This is a genomic window from Streptomyces sp. NPDC056169, from assembly GCF_042268445.1.
Lineage (GTDB): Bacteria > Actinomycetota > Actinomycetes > Streptomycetales > Streptomycetaceae > Streptomyces.
On record NZ_JBHJUO010000004.1, the window covers coordinates 221,133 to 236,996 of the forward strand.

The following is a 15,864-nucleotide window of genomic DNA, read 5'->3' on the forward strand; positions in this document are numbered from 1 at the left end:
CCGCGATCAGGACCGGGACGGGCCCGGGCTCAGTTCACGAAGACGGCGGGGCTGCCGGCCTGGCTGGTGTCCAGGACGGGTCCGTACTTCGCCGAGAAGTAGCCGTTGGCCGGACAGGTGCCGGGGCCGCTGGCCTTGGTGAACAACTGGTCCGTGAAGGTGAGCGAGTTGTCGGTGTTCGAGGGCGTGGCGGTGAGGCTGCCGGCCCGGTAGACGCAGGTCATCACACCGAGGATGCTGTTGATCTTCAGGGTGGTCTGGATCGGGCCCGCGGCACCCGCCGTGACGGTGAGCGCCCCGCCGGAGACGACGGCCGTGCTGAACGGCAGGTTGTTCACGGTGATGCTCTGGACTCCCGTGGCCCCGACGATGTTGGTGGTGCAGCTGCTGAGCGTGTGGGCCGTGACGGTCTCGGTGGCGGTGCCGGGGGCGGCGGGGTTGCCGCTGGCCGTGGCGGTGAAGGCCGAGGTGTTGCAGGTGATGCCCGTGCTGCCGCCCTGCGTGGTGGCGATCCGGGCCTTCGTGCCGCTGGGGAGCGAGGCGGAGAGGACGTCGCCGACCGCGACGGCGGTGCCGCCGGCGCTGCCGGTGGTGAGGACGTTGCCGGCGGCGGAACCGACGGCGCCGGCCTGGGTGGTCGCGGCGAGCGTGGCGGAGACCGCGAGGGTGACGGCGGCGAGGAGAGCGTGCTTGCGCATGGGGATGCTTCCTTCCGTACAGAGGGGTGGGACGGAGGGTGGGGGTGAGGACGTCGGGGCGCACGGAGCGACGCACGGAGCGACGCACGCAGCGGCGTACGCAGCGGCGTACGCAGCGGCGTGCAGGGCGACGTACGGCCGCTGCCGGAACGGTCCGGCGCCACGGATGATGTCCGGCAGCGGTGTTCGTGAGAGGTGCGGGAGCGTGATACTCGGTGCGGTGTGCGGTGAGGACGTGTCCCGTCCCTCGGGGAACGGCTCCACCGAACACACGTGAGAACACCCGAAGACACTCGGCGCACCGAGAGGAAAACCCACGAGGGTTGTAATCCCGCCGAGTATGTGACGTCAACAAGCCCGGAAGGATGTGGCCGATGACGAGTGCCCGCGAGGCCGAGGAGGATCTCGTCCTGCCGGGGGCCCGCTCGGGCCGCGAACCGGGGCGCTCCCTGCGCCCGGGGCCGCGTCGGCTGAGCCCCGAGCAGGTGGCCTCACGACAGCGGGAGCGGCTGCTCGACGGGGTGGCCCGGACGGTCGCGGAGAACGGGTACGCCGGTGCGCGCATCAGCGACATCTGCCGGGAGGCCGGGGTGACCCGACCGGTCTTCTACGAGCTGTTCTCCGGCAAGGAGGACGCCGTCATCGCCGCCTACCGGGGCGGTACGCAGCAGGTGGTGCGCGCCATGCAGCGGGCGTACGACGAGGCGGGCGGCGCGGCGGACTGGACGGCCTCCGTGCGGGCCGGGCTGCGGGTGCTCCTGACCCTGCTGACCCAGACCCCCGCCTTCGCCACGATGGTGGTCGAGATCGAGTCGGTGGGGCCGGCGGGGCGCCGGGCCCGCGCGGAACTTCTGGCCAGTTTTCGACGGTTCTTCGCGGACGCTCCGCCGGGGCCCGCGTGGGTGGCGCGGGGCGAGCTGGTGGACATCGTGGTGGGCGCGGTCCACGCGGCGGTGCACCGCGCGGTCGACGAGGGCCGGTTCGCCGATCTCCCCCCGCTGCTCGACACCCTGGTGCACGTCGTCGTGGCTCCGTTCACCCCCGAATGATCGATCGTCGGGCGCCCAAAAGGCAGCGCTTGCACGCTAGTTGACCCCGGGTAACAGCAAGCCTTACGGTCCGGTAAGTTCCCTGTGGCACGTCTGCCTCCGCACCACGTGAGGAAGACCCGGGCAGCCGGGGGAACGGTCCGCGCCAGGACACCGCCGCGCAGGTCTGATTCCTCACCCATGTCAGGAGCGCCTCATGGCCTTGTCCAAAAACAACCGCACCGGCGGGCACGCCCCGTTACCCGACGAAGGAACCGGCAGACGCGGCCGGGTCCGGTTCCGACGCGCGGCCCTGATGGGCGGGCCCGCTCTGGCCGCCGCGGCCACCCTCGTGGTGCTGACCGCGCAAGGAGCCCTCGCCGCCCAGTTCGCCATCTCGGGCATGCCGTTCACGGTGACCGCCGACAGTCTGGAGGGCCGCGGCTTCGGGCAGTTCGGAGGCCTCGACAACATGCCGGAGGGCAGCCCGAACGCCGGCGACACCGGCGGCCAGGTCCTGGTCATCGTCACCGCGATCCGCGAAGCCGAACTCACCAACCTCTGCCAGAGCGTGGAGCTCGGCGGCACCTACCTCCACATCACGGCGGGCGCCAAGGGCACCCCGGTCAAGGCCTCGGGCCTCACCACCGACTCCACGGACATCTCCGGCAAGGTCGCCGACTTCGACAACATCGAGATCGGCGGCGACGCCAGCACCTTCGAGAAGCCCCCGGTCAAGGGTCCGCTGGGCGTGTTCGGCCAGCAGGCCGACACCGTCTCCATCAAGGACCTGCGGCAGACCAACTACGCCACGACCGCCGTCCGGTTCACCCTGCCCGACCTGCACATGCGCTTCAGCTCGAAGGGCTGCTGAGCGTGGCGTCCGGCCGCCCCCGCCACCCCTGGCGGGCCTTCCGGCTCTGGCGGTACCGCCGCCCGTTCGGCGCCGGTCTCACGCTCGCCCTGGGCGGCGCCGAGATCCTGCTGACCCAGCGGGCGAGCATCACCGTGATCCTCACGGCGGGGGCGGACAGCCTGGTGGGCTACGTCCTGCCCGTCCTCATGGTGATCTGCGGACTGCTCGTCGTCCTCAACCCGCGCCAGCGGCTCTTCTACTCGGTCGTCGGCGTCCTGGCGTCCCTGGGGAGCTGGGTGACCTCCAACCTCGGCGGCTTCGTCATCGGCATGATGCTGGGGCTCGTCGGCAGCTCGCTCGCCTTCGGCTGGCTGCCCGACCGGCCCCGCCGCCGGCCCTGGCGTCGCAGCCGGCGCCGGGAGCCGGGGTCGGCCGGGAGCGGGACGGCGGCGACCGCCGGAGCGGCGGCCGGACCCGCGCCCGAGCCCCGCCCAGGCGTCTGACCTGCCCGAACGGGCGGTCGCACCCGGTGCGCCCCGGCCTGCCGGGGCGCTCCGTCGCGCCTCCACCGTCCGGCGGTACGGTGGAGGGGCACCAGCGACCCACCCGTACGGACGGATCCGACGACGAGCGGCGAGGCGCGCATGACCGACCCGAGGACGGCACGCGAGGCGATCGCGCTCGTCACCGACGACTTCACCGAAATCCCCTTCTCCGAGGGGCCTTTGGACGGGGACGGGCCGATCGGCTGGCCGGGCTACTCGGCCGCGCACGGCCGTGCCGCCGCCCGTTCCGGCGAGACCGAGTCGGTGATCTGCGGTACGGGCACGATCGGCGGCGTTCCCGCGGTGGTGCTCTCCTTCGAGTTCCGATTCCTCGGCGGCTCCATCGGCGAGCGGACCGGAGCGCGCGCCGTCGCCGCGCACCGGCTCGCCCGCACCCACCGGCTGCCCGTGGTCGTCCTGCCGGCCACCGGCGGCAGCCGGATGCACGAGGGCATGCGCGCCCTCCTCCAACTCCAGCTCCTGGCCCAGGAGTCCGCGCTGACCCGGGCCGCCGGCCTGGCGCAGATCGCGGTCCTGCGGGACCCGACGACCGGCGGCGGCTGGGCCACCCTCGGGGCGGGCTCCGATGTCGTCCTCGCCCTGCCGGGCGCCCAGGTCGGTTTCGCGGGCTCCCGGGTGCGCCCGCAGGACGCCGACCCCGCCGCGTACACGGCGGAGGCCCAGCTCGCCCACGGCCACGTCGACGCCGTCGTCCCGCCCGCGGAGCTGCGCGCCGTGCTCGGCCGCTGGCTCACGCTCCTCACGCACCCGGCCGAGGGCCCGGTCGCTCCCCCGCACGCCCTGGGCACCGGCGCCGCGTCACCCGCCGCGTCCGGCCGGGAGGCCGTGACCCGTGCCCGGCACCCCGACCGGCCCCGGGCGCCCGCCTACCTCGACGCCCACTTCACGCTCCGCGCCGAGATCTCCGGCGACCGCTGCGGCGGCACGGACCCCGGCATGCTCTGCGGCTTCGGCCGGGGGCCCGACGGCGGCACCGTCGCCTACGCCGCCCAGTGCGGCACCGCCACGCGGCCCGCCGGCTTCCGTACGGCGGCCCGGCTCGTCCGCCTCGCCGACCGCCTCGGGATCCCGGTCCTCACCCTGGTCGACACCCCGGGAGCCGCCAACGACCCGCAGGCCGAACGGGACGGGGCGGGCCCCGCCATCGCCGATCTCTTCGAAGCCGTCGCCACCGCCCGGGTCCCGCTCACCTCGCTCCTCGTCGGGGAGGGCGGCTCGGGCGGCGCCCTCGCCCTCGCCGCCCCCGGCAACACCTGGGCCACCCCCGACAGCTACTTCTCCGTCATCGCCCCGGAACTCGCCACGGCCATCCTGAAACGCTCCCCCGAGGAATCCGTCGACACCGCCGACCGGCTCCGCCTGCGCCCGGAGGACCTCCTCGCCCTGGGCGTCGTCCGGGGCGTCGTCGACGGTCCCGCCCAGGTCTGAGCGCTGTGCTTTAATCGGATCCGTGGCGCGTGGCGCCGGCCAAAGAGCAGTGGGCCGGCCGGCGGTCGGGCGACCACCCGTTTCGTCGGAGGACCTCTCATGAGTCCGTTCCGTACAGACCACGCCTGACCGAGGTGCACTCGCGCGCGGCATTCCCGCGCGAGGTACCCCCGCGTCCCCTCCCGTGACCGACCGCCTCCGGCGCACGCTCTCACGGCACACCCAGGGCCCTCGCGCCCTTCACGGAGATCCCCATCATCATGCCCACATCCTTCAACCAGTCCGTCATCGACGAGTTCCGCGCGAACAGCGGAAGGGTCGGCGGTCCCTTCGAGGGCGGCGACCTGCTGCTCCTGACCACCACCGGCGCGAAGTCCGGCACGGAGCGCACCGTGCCCCTCGGGTACGTGCGCCACGACGATCTGCTGATGGTCGTCGGCTCGAACCTCGGGTCCGAGCGGCACCCCGACTGGTTCCACAACCTCATGGCCCACCCGCAGGTCCGGGTGGAGCTCGGGGCCGAGGCGTTCGAGGCGATCGCCGTCCCCGCCGAAGGGGAGCGTCGTGACCGGCTGTTCGCGCATGTGGTGAGCGCGCAGCCCGGCTACGGCGAGTACCAGGCGAACACCGCGCGCGTCCTGCCGGTGGTCGTCCTGGAGCCCGCCGCGACCGCCGCGAACAACGGCTCCGAAGACGACGAGCGACCCTCCGAGGTGACGAACCTCGCCGACAAGCTCATGGAGGTCCATCTCTGGCTCCGCGGCCAGTTGCGGCACGTACGCGGCGAAGTCGACGCGCACTTCGCCGCACGGGCGGCGCACCAGGGCTCGGGCGAGCCGCCGGCGCCGGGGCTCGGGCTCCAGATCCGGCAGCGGTGTCTCGCGTTCTGCCAGTCGCTGGAGTTCCATCACAAGAGCGAGGACGCGCATCTGTTCCCCGGCCTTGAGGCCCATCACCCTCATCTCGGCGGCGTCTTCGAGCGGCTCCGTACCGAACACGTCACCGTCGCCCGCCTCCAGCGGGAGCTGAGCGCGCACCTCGCCGACCTCGCGGGTGCGGATCCCGGACGGTTCCGCGCCGAACTGGAGCGGATGTCGACGGAGCTCACGGCGCATCTGGACTTCGAGGAGGAAACGTTGCTGCCGCTCCTCGCGGAGATCCCCTTCCCGCCCGGCCGTCCGGCTTCATGATCCCTATCGGGTGAACGACGGGCGCGTGCACCGCACATCGGACGCCGGACACGAGACCATGAAACGGACAGTTCCCCCCTGAGGAAAGGCCGCTTCCGTGCGCCGTGCCCTGATCGTCGTCGATGTACAGAAGGACTTCTGCGAGGGCGGCAACGTCCCCGTGAAGGGCGGGGCCGACCGGGCCGTCGCCATCGCCGAGCTGATCCGGGGTGCCGACGGGCGGTACGCGCACGTCGTCGCCACCCGGGACCACCACGTCGACCCGGGCGGTCACTTCTCGGACGAGCCGGACTTCGAGAACTCGTTCCCGGTGCACTGTGTCGTCGGCACCGAAGGGGGCGAGTTCCACCCGGACTTCGAGCCCGTCGTCACCTCCGGCGCCGTGGACGAGGTCTTCTTCAAGGGCGCGCACTCCGCCTCGAAGAGCGGCTTCGAGGGCGCGACGGAGAACGGCACGCCGCTCGGCGAGTGGCTGCGTGCCCGCGACGTCAACGGCGTCGACGTCGTCGGGATCGCGACGGACCACTGCGTGAAGGCCACCGCGCTGGACGGCGTCCGGGCCGGCTTCGACGTGCACGTCCTGCTCGACTACACGGCGGGCGTGGCCGCCGACACCACCGGGATCGCCCTGGACGAACTGCGGGCGGCCGGCGTCGGACTCAGCGGCGAGCCGGTGGTCCTCGCCTGACGGCACCGCGGCCGTCCGGCGGGGCCTCTCTCCCGGTCGCCCCCCGCGGGGTCTTTCCCCAGTCTTGTCCGGGCTCTTGCCGTCCGCTGTACGGGCGTTAAACCGTCCGCCGCGAGAGTGACAGCACCCGAACCGCTCGGCGTTCGGGAGACGTTCACTCGCAGCAGGAGCCCCGATGACGCCCAAGTCCCGTGTCCGTGCCGTCCTTGCCGCCTCGCTCGCCGTGGCGACGCTCGGTACCTTCGCCGCCGGGGTGGGGGTGGCCGACGAGAAGGAAGGAAAGCAGCACGGCCGGGTCGGTGAGCGGGAGATCGCCGCGCTCTTCGACCAGTGGAACGCGGCGCTGCTGACCGGCGACCCGGAGAAGGTCACCGCCCGGTACGCCGAGGACGCCGTGCTGCTGCCGACCGCCTCCCCCAGGATCCGTACCAACCATGCCGAGATCGCCGACTACTTCGCGCACTTCCTGCAGAAGAAGCCGAGGGGCGAGAAGGTCCGCTCCGTGATCCACGTCCTCGACCGGAACTCCGCGATAGACGCCGGTCTCTACCGCTTCCACCTCACCGACCCGAAGACCGGCGTCACCAAGGCGGTCGACGCCCGCTACACCTACGAGTACGAGAAGCGCGACGGCCGGTGGCTGATCGTCAACCACCACTCCTCGGTGCTGCCGGCCGAGGGCTGATCCGCCGGGGCCCCTCGGCCGCCGTCCGCAGACCGATCCGTACGCACAGGCCGCCGCCGGGCGCGTCCCGCAGGGCCACCCCGCCGCCGTCGTCCGTCACCAGCTGCTTGACGATGGCCAGGCCCAGACCGGAGCCCGTGCGGCCGGTCAGGCCCTGGCCGCGCCAGAACCGGTCGAAGGCGCGGGCCTGTTCGGCGGCGGACATGCCGGGCCCCTGGTCGAGGACCTCAAGGACCGCCTCCTCCGGGCCGCACGTCTCCACCCGTACGGTGATCGTCCCCCGGTCCGGGGAGACCTCCAGGGCGTTCGAGAGGACGTTGTCGAGGACCTGGTCGAGGTTGCCGGGCCCGGCGAGCACCCGGGGCCCCTCGTCGGCGGCCCCGGTGAGGACGATCGTCACGCCGCGCTCGTCGGCGGCGGGCCGCCACACGTTCAGCCGGTCCTCGACGAGCTCGCGCAGGGCGAGCGGTTCGGGCGCGGCCACCTTCGCCTCGGCACGGGCCAGCACCAGCAGACCGCTGACCAGCCGGCTCATCCGGACCACCTCGGCGGTCGCCTGGTCCACGTCCTCGCGGACGAACTCGTCGTCGACCCCGTCCGCGATGTTGTCGAGCGCGAGCCGCAGCGCGGTCAGCGGCGTACGCAGCTGGTGCGAGGCGTCCGCGACGAAGATGCGCTGCGAGGCGACGAGGGTGTCGAGACGTTCGGCGCCCTGGTTGAGCGTCCGGGCCAGGGTCCGCGTCTCCTGCGGTCCCGTGACCGGCGACCGGGCCGTCAGATCGCCGTCCCCGAACCGGCTGGCCATGTCGTTGAGCTGCCGCAGCGGTTTGGTCAGCAGCCGGGCCACGACGGCGCCGAGCCCGGCCGCGACCGCGAGCACCCCGACGGCGAGGATCGCCCGGAAGCCCCAGATCCGCCACAGCCGCTCCGTGAGGCCGGCGGTCGCGTAGCGGATGCGCACGGCGCCCACGATCCGCTCCTCCTCCCGCGCGGGACCGGGCACCGCGTGCCGGCCCTCGTACACGGGCACGGTGATCACCAGCTCCGGCCCCCAGACGAGCCGCGAGCCCCAGTCGACGGTGGTCACCCCGCGCCGCAGGGCCTCGCCGATCGCCGGGTCGTCCGGATGCGCGGGCAGCGGCAGGGGCGGCACCGCGCTCCTGCCGTCGGCCGCCACCACCTCGACCGTCCCGGGCGTCTCGTCCGCGTACGCCCCCGCCATCCGGGCGAGGGCCTGCCGGGCGGGCTCGTCCCCGTCGCCGAGCAGCAGCGCCATCGTGGTCGCCTCCCGCCGTACGGACTCCTCGGTGTCGCCGCGGAGTTGGGCGGTGAGCGTGAAGGCGACCGGCACGGTGAAGGCGGCGAGCGCGACGGCGACGAGCGCGACGTAGCTGACGATCAGCCGCTTGATCACGCCTGGTCCGCCGTACCCACGGGCCCGTCACCCGGCACGTCCGGTGCGATGTTCAGCCGGAATCCCACGCCGCGCACCGCCTCGATGACGACGGCCCCGGCCAACTTCCGCCGCAGCGCGGCCACATGGACGTCGAGCGTCTTGGTCGGCCCGAACCAGTTGGCGTCCCAGACGGCCTCCATGATCTGCTCGCGGGACATCAGCGCACCGGGCTCCTCCGTGAGGAAGGCCAGCAGGTCGTACTCCTTCGGCGTCAGCGCCACCTCGCCGCCGTCGAGGCGCACCCGCCCGGCCTTCCGGTCGACGCTCAGCCGCGCGCCGTAACTCTGCGGCCCCGACGGCCGGTTCTCGGGCCGCGCCCTCCGCAGCACGGCCCGGATCCGGGCGATGACCTCGCGGACCCCGAAGGGCTTGGACACGTAGTCGTCCGCCCCGATCTCCAGGCCGACCACCCGGTCCGTCTCGTCGCTGCGCGCGCTGATCACGATGATCGGCACGTCCCCGCGCAGCCGCAAGGCCCGGCAGACGTCGAGACCGTCGGTGTCGGGCAGGCCGAGATCGAGGAGGACGAGGTCGTAGGGCGTGGTGACGGCGAGCCCCGCGGCCCCCGTGGTCACCCACTCCACCTCGAACCCGTAGCGCAGCAACCCGCGCCGCAGGGACTCCGCGATCGGCTCGTCGTCTTCCACCAGGAGTACACGCACGGAAGAGACCCTAGTTCGACTTCCGTACGTCGTTTCACCACCGGACCGCCATCGTCCGGACCCCCGTCGTCCGGTGCGTCGTGGTCCGGACCGCGCTCAGTAGTAGCGGCGCATGATCTCGTCGGCCCAGGCCGGCTGGGTGGTCGGCCCCTGGGGGCCGAACTCGGCCATGTACGGCTTGATGTCGAGGACCGGTGTGCCGTCGACGGCGTCCAGACCCCGCACATGGACGTCGAGGCCGTCCGTGCGGATCAGCCGGCAGCGCGAGACGCCGAGGCGGTTGGGGCGGTTCTTGCCGCGCTGGGCGAAGATCCCGACCAGCGGCCACTCCGTGTTGCCGCGCGGGTGCCGGGCCCCGGTCTGGACGGCGTCCGGCCGTACCCGGTCGAAGTGGTAGACGACCTCCAGGTGCGAGAAGGCGTCGAGACCGGCGAGCGCCTCGGGGCCGAAGGCCTCCGCGTCCAGTCGGATCACCGACTCGACATCGCCCCACTCGTCGTCGCGCACCTCGTCCCGCCCGCCGACGACGTGCCCCACCGGGTGCGAGACGACCGTCACCGGGGTGCCCTGCTCCTGTGCCATGCGGGTCCTCACTCTTCTCCTGCCGGGACGGCCTCGTCCGTACATGATCAAGACGACCGTACTCCCGCCCGCGACGGGTTGGTGGGCCGGACCGCCGGATCCCCCGCCCGTCAGATCCCCGGCCCGTACCCCGGATCGGGGCCCTGCCGCGGATGCCAGACCGCGTCCAGGCCCCAGAGCCCGAGCGCGACGACGGCCAGGCAGACGAGCGCCGCCGCCCACGGGCGCAGGCGTCGCGTGGCCGCCGCCCAGGTGAGGGGCGGGAGGGCGAAACCGGCGAGGAGGATCAGCGGCACTTCGACGAGGACCGTGGTCCAGTCGGTGTCCTGCCCCTCGAAGCCGCCGTCGTAGCTGTACGCGGCCCGGGGCACCGCGTAGGCCGCCGCGACGACGACGCCGGCGAGGGCGAGCACACAGCCGACGCCGTTCAGCACCCGCTCGTCGGGCTCGTCCCGTTCGCCGGCCTCATCGCTCTCGCAGCTCTCCGCCCGCCCGCCACCGCTCATGTCGGGTACGGACGCCGGCCGCGGCCCCGCGGTTCCGGTCCCCGCTCCTCCGTACGGTACGGGTCACCTTCCCGGCTTCGGGGCGCGTCGGCGCAGCTCCTCCGCCGCCCGGGCCGTCTCCCGGGCGGCTTCGCGGTGCCCCCGCTTCTTCAGGTACCAGGCGAGCCAGGCGAGGGACTCCGCGAGCGCGGCGACGTCGTTGCTCGGGTGGACCCGGTCGAGGAACCGCAGCAGCCCGACGGCCTCCGCCGTGGGGCCGGCCACGTCCTCGGACCGCTCGACACGGGCCAGCCTGAGCCCGAGGTTGGACAGGGCGTGCACGAGGCCGGGAAGGTGCGTCTCGGGGTCGCGGCGGTACAGCCGGCGCTGGAGCTCGACCGCCTGTTCCGTGACGGCGAGCGCCTCGACGTGCCGGTCGCTGTCGGTGAGCCGGATGCCGAGGTTGTTCAGGGCCCGGGCGAGTTCGCCCTCGTACGCGCCCGGGTCCGTGTGGGCGAGTTGCCGATAGAGCGCCACGGCCTCCGTCGCGGGTGCGACGGCGTCGCGGTGGCGGCCGAGGACCGCGAGCCGACTGCCCAGGCTGTCCACGGCCTCGGCGAGGAGGGGCCGGACGGTGTCGGGTGCGGCGACGAGGCCGCGCCTGCAGAGGTGGACGGCCTCGTCGGCGGCTTCGAGCGCCTCCGCTCGCCGCCCGGCCCAGGCCCGTACCAGACCGAGGTTGTGGAGCGTCCGCGCCAGGGCGACGACGCTTCCGGTGGTGCGTTCGGCGGCCGCCGCGCGGCCGAGGGCGGCGGCCTCGGCGAGGATCTCGGCGGCGAGGTCCACCCGGCCGGAGTCCGCCAGGGCCAGTCCGCGCGCGTTCAGCCGGTCGACCTCGCCGAGGGCATCGACTCCGTCGAGGGGATCGGCCCCGTCCCGTTCGACCCCTCCCTCCCGGGTGATCCCGTAGCCGTGACCGGCGAGGAGGTGGTCGAGGAACGCGGTGGCCCGGGGCTCGCGCGCGGCGATCTCGGCGCGCAGCGCCGCCACTTCCGCGAAGTAGGGGCGGGCCTCCCCGGTGTGTCCGAGGCCGGTGAGCGTGCGGGCCGCCGCGAAGGCGACCGCCGCGTGCTCGGCGAGCTCGCCGGTGTCCCGCGTCCCGCCCGGGCGGGACCGCGCGGCGGCCTCGCTCTCGCGGTAGGTGCCGACCGCCGCCCGCAGCGCGTCGAGGGCCTCGCTCTGACGGCCCATCTCCCCCAGCTTGATGCCGAGGTCCCCGAGGGCGGAGGCGAGCTCACCGCGGCCCGCGCCGCTCGCCGGGTCGACGAGGGAGCGGCGTATCTCCACGGCTTCGGTGATCCGGTCGAGGGCCTCGTGGTGGTGGCCCGTCTCGGCGAGCTGGTTGCCGAGATTGACCAGGGCGGCGGCCAGTTCGCCGCGGCTTCCCTCGATGCGCCGCTCCGTGATCGTGCGCCAGAGTCCGACGGCTTCGAGGGCCACCGCGCGCGCCTCCTCGCGCCGTCCCACGACGCCGAGGCTGAGGGCCTGTCGGTGCAGGGCGACGGCCAGGCCGACCAGCGGGGCGTCCGACGCGTCCTCCGCCCGCCCGCGGAACACCCGGGCCGCCTCGCCCAGGACACCGATGGACTCCTCGTGACGGTCCGGGTCACCGGCGAGGAGGGAGCCCAAGGACAGCAGCGCGTAGGCGAGTTCGGGGAGGTGGCGGTCCGGATCGGTGGCCGCCGCGCGCCGCAGCACGGCGACGGTCCGCTCCGCCTCTTCCGTCGGGTCCTTACGGTCCTTCCGGTCCGTCCCCGGTGTCTCCCCGTGCGGCATGGCGCTCCCCTTGCCCGAAAGGATGGGAGAGCCATGATTCCCGACACCCGTGAATTCCCGGTGAAGTGACCACCCTCCAGGGAGGGTTACGGGGTCGGGGCGGCTAGCGCGTCAGGACGATCGCCGTGATCACCAGGCCGCCCCGGGCGAGCCAGCGTCCGCTGAAGTGCTCGTGCGGGACGCCTCCGACCGTCGGCCCGGGAACGAGCAGCCGGGCGCCGAAGGTCCCCGCGCGGCCTTCCTCGTCGTCCGGGGTGAACTCGACCACCGCCTCGTCGAAGTCCAACTCGCGCCCGGTCAGCGGGTACCACGTCTTGAAGACGCTCTCCTTGGCGCTGAACAGCAGCTTCTCCCAGGAGACCCCCGGCGCCCGGGCGTCCAGGGCGGCGAGGTGACGGCGTTCCTCGGGCAGCGACACCACCGCGAGGACGCCGTCCGGCAGGGGACCGGCCGGCTCGGCGTCTATGCCGATCGACACGACGTCCGTCGTCCTGGCCACCGCGGCGGCCCGGTAGCCCTCGCAGTGGGTCATGCTTCCGGCGATGCCCGTCGGCCACCGCGGCTCCCCGCGCGGCCCCGGTGTCAGGGGAGCCGCGGGCACCCCGAACCGGCCCAGCGCGAGGCGCGCGCAGAGCCGGACCGTGGCGAACTCCTGCTGCCGCTTCTCGACGGATTTGGCGACGAGCGCCGTCTCTTCGGGGAAGAGCGTGACCGGTTCGGAGTCGTCGAGGCGCCACTCCGTGGCGACCGACCCGGGCACGAGCTCGCCGATCATGGTGTTCCCTCCGCGTACGGGGTGGTGCCGGGCCGGACCGTCAGGCCGGGTTCTTCACGTCCGCGACGTAGGTCGCGCCGCCGAGGCAGTCGCGGATCTCGTAGCGGGGCGCGGTCGCCCCGGTCCACCGGAGGAAGCCGGTGGCGCCGGTCGCGGACGTCATGTCGATGAATCGGCATCCATCGTAGATGAGCTTGCCGGCGGTGGTGGCGGCGGAGCCGGTGGCGACCTGGTGCGAGCCCATCAGCGCGCAGTCGGTGTAGCGGACCGTGGGGCCGCGGTCGCCGTTCGCGTTGTAGGCGTACGTGTGCGTGACGGCGTCCGGCGCCCACGACTTGAAGCTCAGCGCGGTGTCGTCGCACGACACGAAGCTGATGCTGCCCTTGTACCAGCGGGAGTCGATCACCTTGTGGCCGAGGCCGCGCAGTTCGAACCGGATGCCCTGGGCGTACAGGCGCATGGTGGAGTCGGAGCGGGTGGGCGCGTCCGAAGTGAGCTGGAAGAAGGTGCCGTTGGAGGCGGCGTCGGTGAGGATGTAGGAGCCGCCGATGAAGTTCATCGAGCCGCCGCGGTTGTTCTTCACGAACACCCCGGACTGGTACTCGACCTTGCAGTCGCGGAACCAGTAGTTGAGGAACTGGTCCTGCTGGGTCGCGGCGGTGGTCATCCCCAGGACGAGGAACGCGTCGGAGTAGGAGCCGCCGACCTGGCAACGGTCCCAGCCCATCTCGCTGTTGAGGTTGGAGGTGGTGGCCGGGCCGTCGAGGCCGATGCCGCGCTTCCAGCTGCCGCGCCACTCCACGTCGGTGTACCAGGTGTCCTGCACGCCGTAGGTGGCCGAGGAGTACGCGTAGCAGAAGCTCGACGTGGCGTTCTCGCTCGTGAAGGTCAGCCCGGAGATCCGGATGTTCTTGTAGCGCTGGTAGTTGGTCCACAGCGTGGTGTCGTCCGCGGTCGGCGCGTACACGATGCGGGAGAGCCGCTTGCCGTAGCCGGTGATCGACAGACCGTCGACGATGCCGCCGCCGCCCTCGCCGTTCACGTTGGGCAGCAGCGAGTCGGGCTGGGTCAGCAGGTAGGTGCCCGGCGGGATGACGAGCACCTTCTTCGGGACGGCTCCCGAGATGGGGTTCGGCTGGAAGGAGGCGAGCACCTCGGCGGCGGCCGCGCGGAAGGCGGCGTCGCTGGCGGTGGCACCCGTCGGGTCAGCGCCCTTGCTGATGACGTCGACGCTGTACGGGTCGTCCCCCGCGCCGGCCGCGTACGCCGGGCTTCCGCCCAGCGCCATGGCGCCCGCCGCGCCCGCACCGGCCGTCGCCATTCCGCGTATGACGGAACGTCGGTCCATGTTCCCGGTCATTCGTAACCCCCCATGGTCATGATCATGAAACAGACGGGACATACGATCACGACTCCGGCGCGGAAGCAAGACCGGTCCGAGACGCGGGACCTGGCGGTACAGCCCCTTTCCGGGGCCGCCCGGTCAGGCGCCGCGTCGGATGCGGGCGGCCTGGCGGGCCTCGGCCTGCTTGCGGGCATCGGCGGAGCGGCGGGACTCGTTCTTGGCGCGGCCGGGCTTCCCGGGGACGGTGCCCATGCCGCGGAAGGCCGCGCCGCGCTGGGAGCGCTCCGGGGTGACCGGGGCGTTGCCGCCGATGGCGACGCCGGAGGGGGTCTTGGCGCCGGTGATCCGGGTCAGTTCGGCCTCGCCGGAGCGGACCTGGGTGATCTGCGGCCGGATGCCCGCGTCCGTCATGAGGCGGGCCACGTCCTTGCGCTGGTCCGGCGTGACCAGGGTGACGACGCTGCCGGACTCGCCGGCCCGTGCCGTACGGCCGCCGCGGTGCAGGTAATCCTTGTGGTCGGCGGGCGGGTCGACGTTGACGACCAGGTCGAGGTCCTCGATGTGGATGCCTCGGGCCGCGACGTTCGTCGCGACGAGGACGTTGATCGCGCCGGTCCTGAACCGCTCCAGGGTGTGGATCCGCTGCGGCTGCGACTTGCCGCCGTGCAGCGCCGCCGCGCGGACGCCGCTGCCCAGGAGGTGCCGGGTGAACCGGTCGACGGCGTGCTTCGTGTCGAGGAACATCAGCACCCGCCCGTCGCGGGCCGCGATCTCGGTGGCGGTGGCGTACTTGTCGGGTCCGTGGACCTGGAGGACGTGGTGCTCCATCGTGGTGACGGCGCCGGCCGAGGGGTCGACGGAGTGGACCACCGGGTCGTCGAGGTACTCGCGGACCAGCAGGTCGACGTTGTGGTCGAGCGTGGCGGAGAAGAGCAGGTGCTGCCCGCCGGGCGGTACCTGCCCCAGCAGCTCGGTGACCTGCGGCATGAAGCCCAGGTCGGTCATCTGGTCGGCCTCGTCGAGGACGGTGATCCGCACCTGGTCGAGGCGGCAGTCCTTGCGCTCGACGAGGTCCATGAGCCGGCCGGGCGTGGCGACGACGACCTCGGCGCCCTCCCTCAGCGCGACGACCTGCTTGTTGATCGACACGCCGCCGAAGACGGTCACCATCCGCAGCTTCAGGGCGCCGGCGTACGGCTCCAGGGCGGCGGTGACCTGCTGGGCGAGCTCGCGCGTGGGGACGAGGATCATGGCCAGCGGCTTCTTGGCGTCGGCGCGCCGGCCGGCGGTCCGCGCGAGGAGCGCGAGGCCGAAGGCGAGCGTCTTGCCGGAGCCGGTGCGCGCGCGGCCCAGGACGTCGCGGCCCGCGAGGGCGTTCGGCAGGGTCGCGGCCTGGATCGGGAACGGGGTGGTGACACCGAGGTCGGTCAGCGTCCGCAGCACCTCGGCGGGGAGCTCCATCGCGTCGAAGGTGTCGGCGGGCGGCAGGGCCGGGGTGACGGTGGCCGGCAGCGCGAACTCCCCCTTGGAGGGGATCGGACGGCGGGTGTCCTTCGTACGGTCAGAACGGTTCATGGGTGATGC

16 protein-coding genes are annotated in these 15,864 nt (G+C 73.1%); 7 read left to right on the plus strand and 9 right to left on the minus strand.

Annotated features, from left to right (window positions below):
- Nucleotides 1-29 precede the first annotated feature (29 nt).
- Nucleotides 30-698 (minus strand): Tat pathway signal sequence domain protein, encoded by a 669-nt coding sequence (locus tag ACFC0G_RS08090; RefSeq protein ID WP_376399018.1) that lies wholly within the window; start codon nt 696-698, stop codon nt 30-32.
- Between the two features lie 374 nt (nt 699-1,072).
- On the opposite strand from ACFC0G_RS08090, the gene ACFC0G_RS08095 reads away from it, so the two are divergent.
- The 7 genes from ACFC0G_RS08095 (at nt 1,073) to ACFC0G_RS08125 (ending at nt 7,139) form a co-directional block, all read left to right on the plus strand.
- Nucleotides 1,073-1,747 carry a TetR/AcrR family transcriptional regulator gene (locus ACFC0G_RS08095; protein WP_376399021.1) on the plus strand — a complete coding sequence of 225 codons (675 nt, stop codon included), beginning with the start codon at nt 1,073-1,075 and terminating at the stop codon, nt 1,745-1,747.
- A gap of 196 nt (nt 1,748-1,943) precedes the next feature.
- Nucleotides 1,944-2,600, plus strand: coding sequence for a DUF6230 family protein (locus tag ACFC0G_RS08100; RefSeq protein ID WP_376399024.1), 657 nt, complete (start codon nt 1,944-1,946; stop codon nt 2,598-2,600).
- Nucleotides 2,601-2,602: 2 nt separating this feature from the next.
- Nucleotides 2,603-3,085 carry a DUF6114 domain-containing protein gene (locus tag ACFC0G_RS08105; RefSeq protein ID WP_376399027.1) on the plus strand — a complete coding sequence of 161 codons (483 nt, stop codon included), beginning with the start codon at nt 2,603-2,605 and terminating at the stop codon, nt 3,083-3,085.
- 141 nt (nt 3,086-3,226) lie between these two features.
- Complete coding sequence (locus ACFC0G_RS08110; protein WP_376399029.1) at nt 3,227-4,576, plus strand: carboxyl transferase domain-containing protein; 1,350 nt, start codon at nt 3,227-3,229, stop codon at nt 4,574-4,576.
- Between the two features lie 260 nt (nt 4,577-4,836).
- Nucleotides 4,837-5,766, plus strand: coding sequence for a nitroreductase/quinone reductase family protein (locus ACFC0G_RS08115; RefSeq protein WP_376399032.1), 930 nt, complete (start codon nt 4,837-4,839; stop codon nt 5,764-5,766).
- 97 nt (nt 5,767-5,863) lie between these two features.
- The gene (locus ACFC0G_RS08120; protein WP_376399035.1) at nt 5,864-6,454 is read left to right on the plus strand and encodes an isochorismatase family protein; all 591 of its coding nucleotides are present in this window, start codon (nt 5,864-5,866) and stop codon (nt 6,452-6,454) included.
- 175 nt (nt 6,455-6,629) lie between these two features.
- Entirely contained in the window at nt 6,630-7,139 is a 510-nt protein-coding gene (locus ACFC0G_RS08125; protein WP_376399038.1) for an SgcJ/EcaC family oxidoreductase, read from the plus strand.
- Here ACFC0G_RS08125 and ACFC0G_RS08130 read toward each other — a convergent pair.
- From ACFC0G_RS08130 to ACFC0G_RS08165, 8 genes are all read right to left on the minus strand, one after another.
- Nucleotides 7,102-8,553 (minus strand): sensor histidine kinase, encoded by a 1,452-nt coding sequence (locus ACFC0G_RS08130; RefSeq protein ID WP_376399041.1) that lies wholly within the window; start codon nt 8,551-8,553, stop codon nt 7,102-7,104. The genes ACFC0G_RS08125 and ACFC0G_RS08130 overlap by 38 nt on opposite strands.
- Nucleotides 8,550-9,257, minus strand: a complete 708-nt coding sequence (locus ACFC0G_RS08135; protein WP_376399044.1) for a response regulator transcription factor — start codon at nt 9,255-9,257, stop codon at nt 8,550-8,552. The genes ACFC0G_RS08130 and ACFC0G_RS08135 overlap by 4 nt, the downstream gene beginning before the upstream one ends.
- Nucleotides 9,258-9,353: 96 nt before the next feature.
- Nucleotides 9,354-9,839: an SAM-dependent methyltransferase gene (locus ACFC0G_RS08140; RefSeq protein ID WP_376399047.1), complete on the minus strand. Its 486-nt coding sequence runs from the start codon at nt 9,837-9,839 to the stop codon at nt 9,354-9,356.
- A 110-nt stretch (nt 9,840-9,949) separates the two neighbouring features.
- On the minus strand, nt 9,950-10,345 hold the full coding sequence (locus ACFC0G_RS08145) for a hypothetical protein (protein WP_376399050.1): 396 nt from the start codon (nt 10,343-10,345) through the stop codon (nt 9,950-9,952).
- A gap of 63 nt (nt 10,346-10,408) precedes the next feature.
- Nucleotides 10,409-12,160: a tetratricopeptide repeat protein gene (locus ACFC0G_RS08150; protein WP_376399053.1), complete on the minus strand. Its 1,752-nt coding sequence runs from the start codon at nt 12,158-12,160 to the stop codon at nt 10,409-10,411.
- 103 nt (nt 12,161-12,263) lie between these two features.
- A complete protein-coding gene (locus ACFC0G_RS08155; RefSeq protein WP_376399056.1) occupies nt 12,264-12,935 on the minus strand; it encodes a 4'-phosphopantetheinyl transferase in 672 nt (223 codons plus the stop codon).
- 40 nt (nt 12,936-12,975) lie between these two features.
- A complete protein-coding gene (locus ACFC0G_RS08160) occupies nt 12,976-14,283 on the minus strand; it encodes a hypothetical protein (RefSeq protein ID WP_376399058.1) in 1,308 nt (435 codons plus the stop codon).
- A 135-nt stretch (nt 14,284-14,418) separates the two neighbouring features.
- On the minus strand, nt 14,419-15,855 hold the full coding sequence (locus tag ACFC0G_RS08165) for a DEAD/DEAH box helicase (RefSeq protein ID WP_376399061.1): 1,437 nt from the start codon (nt 15,853-15,855) through the stop codon (nt 14,419-14,421).
- Nucleotides 15,856-15,864: the final 9 nt, after the last annotated feature.

Excerpts from the sequence above, each read along its gene's own strand:
- ACFC0G_RS08100 (WP_376399024.1), top strand. The coding sequence starts at position 1,944 with ATGGCCTTGTCCAAAAACAACCGCACCGGCGGGCACGCCCCGTTACCC.
- ACFC0G_RS08165 (WP_376399061.1), bottom strand. The coding sequence starts at position 15,855 with ATGAACCGTTCTGACCGTACGAAGGACACCCGCCGTCCGATCCCCTCC.
- ACFC0G_RS08155 (WP_376399056.1), bottom strand. The coding sequence starts at position 12,935 with ATGATCGGCGAGCTCGTGCCCGGGTCGGTCGCCACGGAGTGGCGCCTC.
- ACFC0G_RS08095 (WP_376399021.1), top strand. The coding sequence starts at position 1,073 with ATGACGAGTGCCCGCGAGGCCGAGGAGGATCTCGTCCTGCCGGGGGCC.
- ACFC0G_RS08110 (WP_376399029.1), top strand. The coding sequence starts at position 3,227 with ATGACCGACCCGAGGACGGCACGCGAGGCGATCGCGCTCGTCACCGAC.
- ACFC0G_RS08140 (WP_376399047.1), bottom strand. The coding sequence starts at position 9,839 with ATGGCACAGGAGCAGGGCACCCCGGTGACGGTCGTCTCGCACCCGGTG.
- ACFC0G_RS08090 (WP_376399018.1), bottom strand. The coding sequence starts at position 698 with ATGCGCAAGCACGCTCTCCTCGCCGCCGTCACCCTCGCGGTCTCCGCC.
- ACFC0G_RS08145 (WP_376399050.1), bottom strand. The coding sequence starts at position 10,345 with ATGAGCGGTGGCGGGCGGGCGGAGAGCTGCGAGAGCGATGAGGCCGGC.
- ACFC0G_RS08115 (WP_376399032.1), top strand. The coding sequence starts at position 4,837 with ATGCCCACATCCTTCAACCAGTCCGTCATCGACGAGTTCCGCGCGAAC.
- ACFC0G_RS08125 (WP_376399038.1), top strand. The coding sequence starts at position 6,630 with ATGACGCCCAAGTCCCGTGTCCGTGCCGTCCTTGCCGCCTCGCTCGCC.
- ACFC0G_RS08160 (WP_376399058.1), bottom strand. The coding sequence starts at position 14,283 with ATGGACCGACGTTCCGTCATACGCGGAATGGCGACGGCCGGTGCGGGC.
- ACFC0G_RS08150 (WP_376399053.1), bottom strand. The coding sequence starts at position 12,160 with ATGCCGCACGGGGAGACACCGGGGACGGACCGGAAGGACCGTAAGGAC.